We start from the raw sequence: 12309 nt of genomic DNA on the forward strand, positions 1-12309 counted from the left end.
AAGACGCGCCGCGATCTCCCGCGACGGTAAGAGCCTAGTATCTCGCCGGGGAGGGGGTCGATCGATGCTGGGTCAGCAGGATGTGGGACACCGGATCGTGGTTCGCCGGATTGTGGGGATTCGCGAGGGCCGGCCGCTCTTCTCGGACGCCCTCGGCGAGTTGGTCGAGCTGAACGAGACCCATCTCACCCTGGCCACCGCGCAGGGCCCGCTGCGGGTGGCGCGGGACGAGGTGCACCGGGCCAAGCGGGTGCCGCCGACCCGCCGTCCGACCGCGGCCGCTGTGATCGAGCTGGAGCTGGCCGCCGACGAGGCGTGGCCGGCGCCGACCCGTGGCCGGCTGGGCGGTTGGCTGCTGCGCGCCGCCGACGGCTGGACCGGCCGGGCCAACTCCGCGCTGCCGGTCGGCGACCCGGACCGCCCGCTGCCGGCGGCGGTGGACGCGGTCGAACGCTGGTACACCGAGCACGACCTGACCCCCATGATCAACACCCCGTTGCCGCTCGCCGCGCCGGTCGGGGCCGAACTGGACCGTCGAGGCTGGTCCAGCCGCCCGCCGGTGCTGGTGCAGACCGCTCCGCTCCCCCTCCCGGCCGCCCCCGTCACGGCCACCCCGCTCGGGCCGGCCACACCGGCGTCGGCACAGGTCGCGACGGCGGTGGTGGAGCTGGCGGCAGCGCCAACGCAGGAGTGGCTGGCCGTCGCGGCCGGGCGCAAGGGCGGCCTCCCGGACGCCGCCCGGCACGTGCTCACCGCCGTGGACCAGATCCGCTTCGCCCACGCGTACGCCGACGGCGCGCTGGTCGGCATCGGCCGGGGCACCGTGACCGGGCCGGGGCGGTGGCTGGGGTTGAGCCTCATCGAGGTGCTGCCGCAGGCCCGCCGGCAGGGGCTCGCCGGCCGGGTGATCCGGGCGCTCGCCGACTGGGGTGCGGCGGCCGGGGCGACCCGCGCCTTCCTCCAGGTCGAGCAGAGCAACACCGGGGCCGTCGCCCTCTACCAGGGGCTCGGCTTCACCACCCACCACACGTACCTGACCCGCGTCGCCCCACACCTGACCCTGCCCTGACGCGACGGGCGAGGGCTCGTTGACGCCGGCGCTTGCGGCGATCCAGCCCCCGGTCCCTGCCGAACCGGGCTGAGATCGACTCGGGATCACTGAACCCGGGCGCTCCCGCTCGCCGGATACCCCGCCTTCCGAGAAGGCGAGTCGATCATGCCGCGCCGCTCGACGTCCCACCCACCGCGCGACTGACGCCCGCCGCCCGACTGACGCCCGACCGCGCGGCTGACGCGACCCGAGGTCGCCGTTTGCGCACCCCAACGTCGGTCCTCCGGCAAAGATCCACTCCATGTCGCCGACATGGCGGCATCGCGATGCCCCGGTGACCGCCACATCGGCGATACGGAGTCGATCACCCCACCGAGCCTGCCCCGCGCGGCTGTCGGCCGGCGCGCGGCTGCTGCTGCCCGAAGCCGCCGTGGCGCACCCCAACGCCGGTCCTCCGGCGAAAGATCCACTCCATGTCGCCGATATGGCGGTATCCCCATGCCCCCGTCACCGCCATTTTGGCGAAACGGAGTCGATCACCCCGCCAAGCCGCACCCGCGCGAGGCCGGGACCGCCGCCCGAGGCCGGGACCGCCACCCGAGGCCGGGACCGCCACCCGAGGCCGGGACCGCCGCCCGAGGCTGAGACCGCCGCGCGAGGCCGGGACCGCCGCGCGAGGGCCGGGATCGATGCGGGGAGGGCGGCGGGTCAGCGGCGGACGACCCGGCGGGGCTTGGCGGTCTTGACCTCGGCGTACCGCTTGAGGGTCTGCGAGCGGTGGTCGCGGCCGAGCGCGGTCAGCAGCAGGTAGCCGATGAGCGTCCCGGCGATCGTGGCCGCCAGGTAGAGCCAGATCTGGGCGAAGAACGTGCCCGCACCGCCCGAGAACGGGTTGTTGCCGACCAGCAGCGGGCCGACCAGCACGGTCAGCAGCATCGCCACCAGCACGGCGGCCGCCACGTCGGCGGCCCACGCGCCGAGCGGCCGGCGCCGGCCCCAGGCGAACGCGACCGCGGCCAGGATCAGCCCGATCACCACGAACATGCCCAGCGACACCCGGTCGGCAGCGGTGTCGTCACCGTCGAAGCCGAAGTGGATGATCAGCCGGGCGACCACGTTGACCGCGAAGAGTGCCGCCGCGAGCACTCCGACATCGCGCCACCGCTTGTCCATCGCACGACCTCCCGCCGTACCGCCCACCCCCGGGGCGGTTTCCTGGCAGGAATATCTACCACCTGTACCTGACTGTCGTCATCACCCGTGTGGTGCGGGTGGCGCGGACGCCCCGTGCGGCGGCGCCAGGATCTGCCGGAAGCCCATCACCGCGAAGGTCATCGCACCGGCCACGATCATGGCGAGGCCGACCCAGTTGTCGCCCGCGAGCAGCAGGTCCCCCTCGGAGGTCCGCACCGCGGAGACCGCCATCAGCAGGAACCAGGGCACCGCAGGAAGCGCCACCGCCCACCGGCGGCCGACCGCCTCGTGGGCGAACCAGCTCAGCACGATGTTCGCGGCGATCGCCACGAGCACCGACACCCCGACCAACTGCCCGGCGATCCGGGCGGTGGCGAACAGCAGTTCCACCACCCCGGTCAGCACGCCCGCCGCGACGGCGACCAGGCCGCCGGCCACCCGCAGACCAACGTCGACCACTCGTGGCGGCGGGCCCGCCGGCGGCGGGCTGGTCTCGTCCGGAACGACCGACATCGGGGCGGCGGCTGGCAGCGTCATCGCAGGCCGGCCGCCGCGACCGGGGCCCGGTCGACGCCGACGTCGGTGATCCCGGCGAAGAGGTCGTCCTCCCAGCCGTACCGCCCGCGGCCGGGCCCCTTCTCCCCCACCGCGAGTGTGTAGTACTCCACGCCCATGAACTCGCTGCCGAAGTTGCCGGCGATCGAGTAGAGCCAGGAGGTGTCCGGGATCTGGGTGGCGTGCGCCCGCATCGCCGCCTCCTTGGCGGCGTGCTGGTCGGTGGCGTCGATCCGGGCGGCGATCTGCTCGTCCGGGGTGCCGAAGGGCAGCTCGGTGAGGTCCTCGATGCCGGCGAACGGATTGTCGGACGACTCGGCGAAGTGGCTGATCCCGGCCTCCAGCACGCTGAGCGGCATCGCCGTCCAGTAGATCTTGGCCGGCGCGAAGCCCTCGACGGCGGCCACCTCGGCGGCCCGCATCGCCACCCGGTGCGCCTGGATGTGATCCGGGTGCCCGTAGAAGCCGTTGTCGTCGTACGTGATCATGACCTGCGGGCGGAGCTCGCGCATGATCTCGACCAGGTGCCCGGCGGCCTCGTCGAGGTCGGCCTGCCAGAAGGCCCGCGGGTGATCGTTGGTCGACAGCCCCATCATGCCCGAGTCGCGGTAGCGGCCGGCTCCGCCGAGGAAGCGGTGGTCGGTGACCCCGAGGGCGGCGCAGGCGCGCTCCAGCTCGGCGATCCGGTAGCCGCCGAGCTGGTCGGCCTCGGCGGCGGCGAGCTGCGCCAGCGCCGGCACGTGGATCTCGCCCTCCTCGCCGAGCGTGCAGGTCACCAGCGTCACGTGGGCACCGGTCGCGGCGTAGTGCGCCATGGTCGAACCGGTCCCGATGGACTCGTCGTCGGGGTGCGCGTGGACCAGCAGCAGCCGGCGGTCGGGCAGCGTCGTCACGCCCGTCACTCTAACCGGCGGTTCCGCCCGGCCGGCCTCGACGCGTCCACGCAGGTCGGCCACATCACCTCGGCGCCCGTCCTACGATCGGGCCTGTGGACTTTCCGGAGCTGGCCGCCCGCACCCGCCGGTTCAGCCACGGCGCGCCGCGCGCCATCTCCGTGGCCGACGACGGCTCCCGGGTGATCTTCCTGCGTTCGGCCGGGCCGGAGGACCCGGCCGACGCGCTCTGGCTCCTGGACGTCGCCACCGGCGAGGAGCGGCTGGTCGCCGATCCGGCGACGCTGCTCGGCGCCGACGGCGACCCGGCCGCGCTCTCGCCGGGCGAGCGGGCGCTGCGGGAGCGGCTGCGGCTCAGCGCCGCCGGAATCGGCTCGTACGCGCTGGACGCCGCCGGCCGGGTGGCGGTCTTCGCGCTCGCCGGCCGGCTGTTCCGGGCCGACCTGGTGCACTGCGACGTGGTGGAGGTGACCACGGTCGGTCCGGTCATCGACCCCCGGCCCGACCCGACCGGCGAGCGGCTGGCGTACGTCACCGACGCCGCCGACGGGGTCCGCCGGGGCGAGCTGCGGGTGGTGGACGCCGACGGCACCGACAGCCTGCTCGCCGGCGAGGACGCCGGGGTGACGTGGGGGCTGGCCGAGCACATCGCGGCGGAGGAGTTCGACCGGTTCCGCGGCTACTGGTGGGCGCCGGACGGCCGCTCGGTGCTCGCCGCCCGGGTGGACGAGTCGCGCCTCGACCGCTGGCACCTGCACGACCCGGCCGACCCGGCCAGCCCGCCGACCACCGTCGCGTACCCCCGCGCCGGCGGGCCTAACGCGGAGGTCAGCCTGCACCTGCTCGACCTCGACGACGGCTGGGTCGACGTGCACTGGGACCGGGAGACGTACCCGTACCTGACCGGGGTGAGCTGGGCCGAGGGCGGTCCACTGATCACCGTGCTGCGCCGCTCCCAGCAGCACGGCCTGGTGCTGGCGGTGGATCCGCGCACCGGCGAGACCCAGGTGCACGCCGAGCTGGCCGACCCGAGGTGGGTCGAGCCGATCGCCGGCACCCCGGCGCACCTGCCGGACGGCCGGGTGCTGGTTGGTGGCGAGCTGGCCCACGACGGCTACGACGCGCGGTGCCTCTTCGCCGACGGCACGCTGCTCACTCCGCCCTCGCTCTACGTACGCCGCGTGGTGGGCCGCCTGCCCGCCGCCGCCGGCCCGGCCGACCTGCTGGTCGAGGCGAGCGACGGCGAGCCGAGCGAGCGGCACCTGTTCCGGGTGCGCACCTCGATCGGGGGCGGGGTGGACGCTCGCCGGTTGACCACCGATTCCGGCTGGCACAGCGCCGCGGTCGGCGGGGACGTGCTGGTGGTGGGGGTCGCCTCGCTGGACCACCCGGGAACGCGTTGGACGGTGTACCGGGGCGACGAGGAGGTCGCGGTGCTCACCTCGCACGCCGCCACCCCGCCGTACTCGCCGCTGCCGTTGCTGGAGCGGGTGACCGACCGGCGGCTGCCCAGCGCGGTGCTCTATCCGAACAACTACGTCACCGGCCGCCGGCTGCCGGTGCTGCTGGACGTCTACGGCGGCCCGGGCCACCAGGAGGTGCTCGCCGCCCGGGCGGCTTGGCTGGAGCGGCAGTGGTGGGCCGACGCCGGCTTCGCGGTGGTGGTGGTGGACAACCGGGGCACTCCCGGCGTCGCGCCGTCGTTCGAGAAGGCGATCCACCGGCGGGTGGCCGACGTGGTCCTGACCGACCAGGTGGACGCGCTGACCGCGCTGGCCGGCAAGCACCCGGACCTCGACCTCGGCCGGGTGGCGGTGCGCGGCTGGTCGTTCGGCGGTTGGCTGGCCGGGCTGGCGCTGCTGCGCCACCCGGAGCTGTTCCGGTGCGCCATCGCCGGCGCCCCGGTGACCGACTGGGCCCTCTACGACACCGCCTACACCGAGCGCTACCTGGGGATGCCCGAGGACGGCATGGACGTCTACGCCCACCACTCACTGGTCGAGCTGGCCGCCGAGCCGTTGACCGGCCCGGACCAGGCCCGGCCGCTGCTGCTGGTGCACGGGCTGGCCGACGACAACGTGGTGGCCGCGCACACGCTGCGGCTCTCGGCGGCTCTGCTCGCCTCCGGCCGGCCGCACTCGGTGCTGCCGCTGACCGGCGCGACGCACATGGCCGCCGGCGGCACCGCCGAGCGGCTGCTCCGGCTGGAGCTGGATTTCCTCCGCGCCAACCTGTGAGGCCCGCGGAGACAAGGCGGCCCCCGGTCGACGGCGCTGTCGACCGGGGGCCCGTCCGTGCGGTGCGTTACGGCTTGACGTGCGCGTTCACGAACGACGGGTAGCCGAAGACACTGGAGATGAAGACCCCGCCGACCTTCGACCCGTGCACCGCGTAGGCCACGTCGACGAAGAGCGGCACCACCGGGGCGTGCTCCTTCATGATCCGCTCGTCGAGCTTGCCCCACTCGGGGCCCTGCTCGGCCGGGGGCATCGCCAGGATGCGGTCCATCTCGGCGTTGATCGCCGGGTCGTTGAAGAAGGCCGAGTTGCTGTTGCCCTCGGGCTTGATGGTGCGGCCGTCGTAGAGCACCGGCAGGATCGAGGCGCCGCTCGGCCAGTCCGCGGCCCAGTTACCGATGTAGAGGTCCCAGGGGTTGTCCTTCTTCTTGACCTCGTCGAGCTTCGCGTCGTCCGGGATGTTCCGCAGCGTGATCTTGAAACCGGCCCGCTCCAGGTTGGCCTTGAGCTGGGTGCCTTCCTGCTGCTCGGTCGAGCTGTCGGCGACGCCGAGGACCAGCTCCGGGGTCTGACCGCCGAGCAGCTCCTTGGCCTTGTCGATGTCGCCGTTCGCGCCGGCCGGGTACGCCTCGTACGCCTTGTAGCCGATCGTCGACGGCGGCATCAGCGTGGTCAGCGGCGCCGCGACGGTCTGCCCGCCGAGCGCCTTGACCAGGCCCTCCCGGTCGATGGCGTAGTTGAGCGCCTGGCGGATCTTCAGGTCGGTGACCCGCTGGTTGTTGATCACGAGCTGGTTCGCGCTCGGGGTCGGCGAGAGGATGGTGCGGGACTTCAGCGCGGCGTCCCCGGCCACCTTGGCGACCAGCGAGGCGGGCACGTAGTTCCAGGAGAGCGCGCTCTGGTCGGCGCCGTTGTCGGCGATCACCCGGTTGGCGGCGGCGTCGGCGGTCGGGCCGAAGCTCCAGACGAACTGGTCCGGGTACTGGTGCCGGACCGGGTCGGTGTTCGGGTCCCAGTTCGGGTTCCGGTCCAGGGTGATCTGCACGCCGACCTGGTTCTTGGCGATCTTGTACGGCCCCGAGGAGAACGGCTGGGTGTCCAGGTTGACGCCGGTGTCCTTGTCCGCGGGCAGCGGCGCGGTGGTCGGCAGCGAGACCGCGAACGGCAGGTCACAGCGGGGCTTGGCGAACTCGAAACGCAGCGTCTTGGCGTCCGGGGTGGTCAGTCCGGGCGGCAGCGACGTCTTGTTCTTCTTGAAGTCCCACTTGGTGTCGAACTGCGCGGTGTCGGCGAGCCACTCCTGGATGTAGGTCGGGCCGCCCGAGAGGTCCGGGTCGAAGGAGCGGGCGATGCCGTACGCGATCTCCTTGGAGGTGATCGGCCGCCCGTCCTCGAACTTGACGCCGTCCTTGATCTTGAATTCCCAGACCTTGCAGTCGTTGTTGACGTTGGTGCCGGGCGTCTCGGCCAGGTCGCCGACGAGGACCAGGCCGCCCTTGCCGTCGTCCTTCCAGGTGGTCAGGTAGCGGGCGAAGAGCGGGTTCGCCATCAGGCCGGCGAACGAGTACGTCCGCTGCGGGTCCAGGTGGGAGATCGGCGTCTCCCGGATGATGGTGAAGGTGCCGCCCTTCTGCGCCCCGGCAACCTCGGCGGCCGGGCCCTGGGACTCCTTCGGGTCGGTCGCGATGACCCCGGTCTGCGTGCGATTGGTGTCGACGCTGGTGCCCTCGCCCGTGTTCTTCGAGCACGCACCCAACGCCAGAACCAGTGCGATCGCGCCGCCTGTGGCGGCCGCTACGCGTGGTCGCATCTCGTACCTCCTCCACCTGTGTCGTGCGGTCCGCCGGAGGTGGAACCGCCGACGTCCCGAGGATCGTAAAGAAGAAAACCTTCGAGTTGTGTAACAGTTGTCGATAAATTTCACCGCCTGCCCACCGGCCGACACGTCGCCGGCGGCGGCCCGGTCAGCGCAGCCGCACCCGGGGGTCGATGGCCGCGTAGAGCAGGTCGACCAGGACGTTCGCCAGCACCACGAAGACCGCCGCGATCAGCACGGTGGCCATGATGGTGGGCAGGTCGCCGGAGCGCACCGCGTCGACCGCCGTCCGGCCCAGCCCCTGGATGCCGAAGGTGGTCTCGGTGATCACCGTCCCGCCGAGCGCTCCGCCGACGTCGAGGCCGGCGATGGTGACGACCGGGGTGATCGCCGCGCGCAGCGCGTGCCGCCCGTAGACCTTGGGTTTGGCCAGGCCCTTGGCCCGCGCGGTACGCACGAAGTCCTCCGACAGGGTCTCCAGCATCTGGGCCCGGGAGAGCCGGGCGTAGATGGCGGAGAAGAGGAAGGCCAGCGAGACCCAGGCGAGCACCAGCCCACTGGCCCACTTGACTGGATTGTCGAAGAGCGAGGTGTAGCTGGGCACCGGCAGCAGCCGCAGGTTGTAGACGAAGACCAGCAGCAGCACCGCGCCGACGAAGTAGAGCTGCAGCGAGGCGCCGGTGAGCGAGAAGCCGATGGCCAGCCGGTCCAGCCAGGTGCCCCGGCGCAGCGCGGAGACCATGCCCAGCCCGACGCCGAGCAGCAGCCAGAGGACGGCCGCCGGGATCACGATGCTCAGCGTCACCGGCAGCACCCGGCCGATCGTGTCCGAGACCGCCTCGTTGGTGACGTACGACCAGCCCAGGCAGGGCGCGTCGCACCGGCCGCCCTGGGCGCTGCCCAGGTCCCGCCCGGTGACGATGCCCTTCATGTAGCCGGCGTACTGGCTGATCAGCGGGTCGCGCAGCCCCAACTCCTCGCGGACCCGCTCCAGCCGCTCCGGGTTGCAGTTCTTCGGGCACATGCCGGTGACCGGGTCGCGCGGCAGGGCGAAGAACATCAGGAAGGTCAGCACGCTCACCGCGAAGAGGGTCAGCGTGGCGGAGAAGATCCGCTTGATCAGAAATCGCGCCATGGGGACACCCCTACCGGGACGACTTCGGGTCGAGCGCGTCGCGCAGCGCGTCGCCGAAGAGGTTGAAGGCGAACACGAGGGCGAAGATCGTGATGCCGGGGAAGAACACGTACGCCGGGTCGGTCTGCAGGTAGTCCAGGCTGCGATAGATCATCCGGCCGAAGCTCGGCGTCTCGTCGCTCAACCCGACGCCGATGAACGACAGCGCGGCCTCGCTGGTGATGAACTGCGGCACGGCCAGGGAGAACGAGACCAGGATCGGCGCCCAGATGTTCGGCAGCAGCTGCCGGAAGAGCATGTGCCCGAGCCCGGCCCCGCTGGCCCGGGCGGCCTCGACGAACTCCCGCTCGCGCAGCGCGATCACCTGGCCGCGGACCAGCCGGGCGGTGCTCGTCCAACCGAAGATCGCGAAGACGCCGATCAGCACCCCCACCCCGAACGCCGAGGAGACCTGCTCCCGCTCGCCGTAGAAGCGCAGCACCAGGGTCGGCGTCAGGGCCAGCGCGATGACCAGGAACGGCATCGCCAGGGTCAGGTCGGTGATCCAGTTGATCACGGCGTCCAGCCAGCCACCGAGGTAGCCGGCGAGGGTGCCGAGCACGATGCCGATCGTCGCGGTGATCACCGCGGCGGCGAACGCGATGAAGAGCGAGGTACGTAGGCCGTAGATCAGCCGGATGAAGATGTCCCGCCCGAGCCCCGGCTCCAGGCCGAACCAGTGCCCGCCGCTCACCCCGCCGGCGTAGCCCAGCGGCATGCCGAAGCCGTCGAGCAGATGCTGGAACTGCTGCCGCGGCCCGATCCCGTAGACCATCTCGATCAGCGGCGCGGCGAGCGCCAGCAGCAGGAAGAAGATCAGCATCGCGCCGCTGACCATCGCGGTACGGTCCCGGCGCAGCCGGATCCAGGCGAGCTGGCCGGGCGAACGGCCGACGACGCCCGAGCGCTCGGGCGCCGCCGGGTCACCGCTCGACTCGATCTCGGCCAGCGCCACACCCTCCACCGGGGACAGGCTCACCTCGCCACCTCCTCGACGCTCGCGCCCACCGACCCGTCGCTTCGCGGGCCGCTCACGGCGTCCGCCCCGACCGGGCCCGACTCCGGGAAGTGACAGGCGGTGGCCTGGTTGCCACCGGAGCGCGGCACCAGTGCCGGCCCCTCGGTGGCGCAGATGTCCTGTGCCTTCCAGCACCGGGTGCGGAACCGGCAGCCCGACGAAGGGTCGAGCGGCGTGGGCACGTCGCCGGCGAGCCGGATCCGGCCGGCCGGGCCGAGCTTCGTCACGTCCGGGATCGCCGAGAGCAGCGCCCGGGTGTACGGATGTTGCGGGCGTTCGTAGATGTCGGCCCGATCGCCGATCTCCACGATCCGGCCGAGGTACATCACCGCGACCCGCTGGGAGAAGTGCCGCACCACGGCCAGGTCGTGGGCGATGAAGACGAACGCCAGCCCGAGGTCGCGTTGCAGCTCGCGGAGCAGGTTGATGACCTGGGCCTGGATCGAGACGTCCAGCGCGGAGACCGGCTCGTCGGCGACGATCAGCTTCGGTCGCAGCGCCAGCGCCCGGGCGATGCCGATCCGCTGCCGCTGCCCGCCGGAGAACTCGTGCGGGTACCGGTTGTAGTGCTCCGGGTTGAGCCCGACGATCTCCAGCAGCTCCCGCACCCGGGCCTTCGTCCCGCCCGGCGGCTCGATGCCGTTGACCTGCAACGGCATCGCGATGATCCGGCCGACGGTGTGCCGCGGGTTCAACGAGGCGTACGGGTCCTGGAAGATGATCTGGAGGTCCTGGCGCAGCGGGCGCAGTTCGCGGCGGCCGGCGTGGGTGATGTCGCGCCCGTCGAACTCGATCGTCCCCGAGGTGGGCTCCAGCAGCCGGACCAGCATCCGCCCGGTGGTGGTCTTGCCGCAGCCGGACTCGCCGACCAGGCCGAGCGTCTCGCCCGGTCGCACGTCGAAGTCCAGCCCGTCCACGGCGCGCACCAGGCTCCGGCCACGGAACCCGCTGCCCACCGGGAAGTGCTTGCTCAGCCCGCGTACCCGCAGCAGCGGCTCGACCTCAGCCGTCGGCTGCACCGCCGCGTCGTCCTGCCCGCTCATCGGGCCACCCCCACGTCTGCGATGTCCGCCCGGTAGAGCCGGGTCCGCTCCTCGACGGTCAGGTGGCAGGCGGCCAGATGACCCTCCTCACCGGTCGGACTCAGCTCGGGCACCTCGGTGCGGGACCGGTCGCCGTTGCGGTCGGCGTAGCGGCAGCGCGGGTGGAAGGCGCACCCGGAGGGGAGGTTGATCAGGCTCGGCGGGTTGCCCCGGATCGGCACCAGGTCCGCGTCCGCGTCGCCGTGCAGGGAGGGCACGCTGGAGAGCAACCCCCAGGTGTACGGATGCTGCGGCCGGCGCAGCACCTGCTCGACGCCGCCCTGCTCGACGGCCCGACCGCCGTACATCACCAGCACGTCGTCGGCCACCTGGCTGACCACGCCCAGGTCGTGCGTGATCAGGATGATCGCGGAGTGGAACTCGGCCTGGAGGTCGGCCAGCAGGTCCAGGATCTGCGCCTGCACGGTGACGTCCAGCGCGGTGGTCGGCTCGTCGGCGATGAGCAGGTCCGGGTCGTTGACCAGGGCCATCGCGATCATCGCGCGCTGACGCATGCCGCCGGAGAACTCGTGCGGGTACTGGTCGAAGCGGCGGGCCGGCTGCGGAATGCCGACCCGGCCGAGCATGTCCACCGCCCGCTGCTTGGCCTCCCGCTTGCCGGCCCGCGGGTGGTGCACCCGGTACGCCTCGGCGATCTGCCGGCCCACCGTGTAGTACGGGTGCAGCGCCGACAGTGGGTCCTGGAAAATCATCGCCATGTCCCGGCCGCGCAGCCGGCGTACCTCTTCCTCCGGCAGGCCGACCAGTTGCCGGCCGCCGACGGAGATCTCGCCGCTGATGGCGGTCCGCGTGGCGTTGTGCAGGCCGAGGATGGCCAGCGACGTGACGCTCTTGCCCGAGCCGGACTCACCGACGATGCCGAGCGTCCGGCCGCGCTCCACCGCGAAGGACACCCCGTCCACCGCGCGAACCACGCCGTCCTCGGTGTCGAAGCGGACCCGCAGGTCGCTCACCCGGAGGTAGGGCCCGTCGGTGCCGCGCTGCTGCTCCGGCACGCTGGGGCGGTGCTCCGGTTGCCCGGACGGCGCCGACTCCGGCCTCTGCACGACCGCCTCCCTCAGTGACGAAGAGAACTTACAGGAAAGCCCTGAGGGTGAAAATAAGCTACAAAGCCGGGAACTGTCAGCGGGCGTCAGCGTAACGAGTCGGCAACGGGCGTGAACAGCCCTCACCAGCACATCCACGTACGCCGTTACCCCCTCTTCACCGGCGAGCACGGTGACGCCGGGTGACCCGGCGCCGGGGAAGGTGTCTCCGGAACGGTATGC

General features: G+C 72.3%; 10 protein-coding genes. 2 read left to right on the top strand and 8 right to left on the bottom strand.

Annotation, left to right across the window (positions count from 1 at the left end; all coding sequences use genetic code 11):
- Window positions 1-64: 64 nt before the first annotated feature.
- Window positions 65-1069 (top strand): GNAT family N-acetyltransferase, encoded by a 1005-nt coding sequence (locus tag ACIBBA_RS00085; protein ID WP_396692321.1) that lies wholly within the window; start codon window positions 65-67, stop codon window positions 1067-1069.
- Window positions 1070-1759: 690 nt separating this feature from the next.
- On the opposite strand, the gene ACIBBA_RS00090 is transcribed toward ACIBBA_RS00085, so the two are convergent.
- From ACIBBA_RS00090 to mshB, 3 genes are all read right to left on the bottom strand, one after another.
- Window positions 1760-2224 (bottom strand): hypothetical protein, encoded by a 465-nt coding sequence (locus ACIBBA_RS00090; protein ID WP_396692323.1) that lies wholly within the window; start codon window positions 2222-2224, stop codon window positions 1760-1762.
- Window positions 2225-2305: 81 nt separating this feature from the next.
- Window positions 2306-2782 carry a hypothetical protein gene (locus ACIBBA_RS00095; RefSeq protein ID WP_396692325.1) on the bottom strand — a complete coding sequence of 159 codons (477 nt, stop codon included), beginning with the start codon at window positions 2780-2782 and terminating at the stop codon, window positions 2306-2308.
- Complete coding sequence (gene mshB / locus ACIBBA_RS00100) at window positions 2779-3702, bottom strand: N-acetyl-1-D-myo-inositol-2-amino-2-deoxy-alpha-D-glucopyranoside deacetylase (RefSeq protein ID WP_396692327.1); 924 nt, start codon at window positions 3700-3702, stop codon at window positions 2779-2781. The genes ACIBBA_RS00095 and mshB overlap by 4 nt, the downstream gene beginning before the upstream one ends.
- Window positions 3703-3788: 86 nt before the next feature.
- On the opposite strand from mshB, the gene ACIBBA_RS00105 reads away from it, so the two are divergent.
- A complete protein-coding gene (locus ACIBBA_RS00105) occupies window positions 3789-5930 on the top strand; it encodes a prolyl oligopeptidase family serine peptidase (protein WP_396692329.1) in 2142 nt (713 codons plus the stop codon).
- 67 nt (window positions 5931-5997) lie between these two features.
- Here the strand turns inward: ACIBBA_RS00105 and ACIBBA_RS00110 are convergent, their stop codons facing one another.
- From ACIBBA_RS00110 to ACIBBA_RS00130, 5 genes are all read right to left on the bottom strand, one after another.
- Window positions 5998-7740: an ABC transporter substrate-binding protein gene (locus ACIBBA_RS00110; RefSeq protein WP_396692331.1), complete on the bottom strand. Its 1743-nt coding sequence runs from the start codon at window positions 7738-7740 to the stop codon at window positions 5998-6000.
- A 154-nt stretch (window positions 7741-7894) separates the two neighbouring features.
- Window positions 7895-8881 (bottom strand): ABC transporter permease, encoded by a 987-nt coding sequence (locus tag ACIBBA_RS00115; protein ID WP_396692333.1) that lies wholly within the window; start codon window positions 8879-8881, stop codon window positions 7895-7897.
- 10 nt (window positions 8882-8891) lie between these two features.
- Complete coding sequence (locus tag ACIBBA_RS00120) at window positions 8892-9899, bottom strand: ABC transporter permease (RefSeq protein ID WP_396692335.1); 1008 nt, start codon at window positions 9897-9899, stop codon at window positions 8892-8894.
- The gene (locus ACIBBA_RS00125) at window positions 9896-10981 is read right to left on the bottom strand and encodes an ABC transporter ATP-binding protein (RefSeq protein WP_396692337.1); all 1086 of its coding nucleotides are present in this window, start codon (window positions 10979-10981) and stop codon (window positions 9896-9898) included. The genes ACIBBA_RS00120 and ACIBBA_RS00125 overlap by 4 nt, the downstream gene beginning before the upstream one ends.
- Window positions 10978-12036, bottom strand: coding sequence for an ABC transporter ATP-binding protein (locus ACIBBA_RS00130; RefSeq protein WP_396693374.1), 1059 nt, complete (start codon window positions 12034-12036; stop codon window positions 10978-10980). Before ACIBBA_RS00130 ends, ACIBBA_RS00125 begins: the two co-directional genes overlap by 4 nt.
- Window positions 12037-12309: the final 273 nt, after the last annotated feature.

This window comes from Micromonospora sp. NPDC051006, from assembly GCF_044456245.1.
Lineage (GTDB): Bacteria > Actinomycetota > Actinomycetes > Mycobacteriales > Micromonosporaceae > Micromonospora.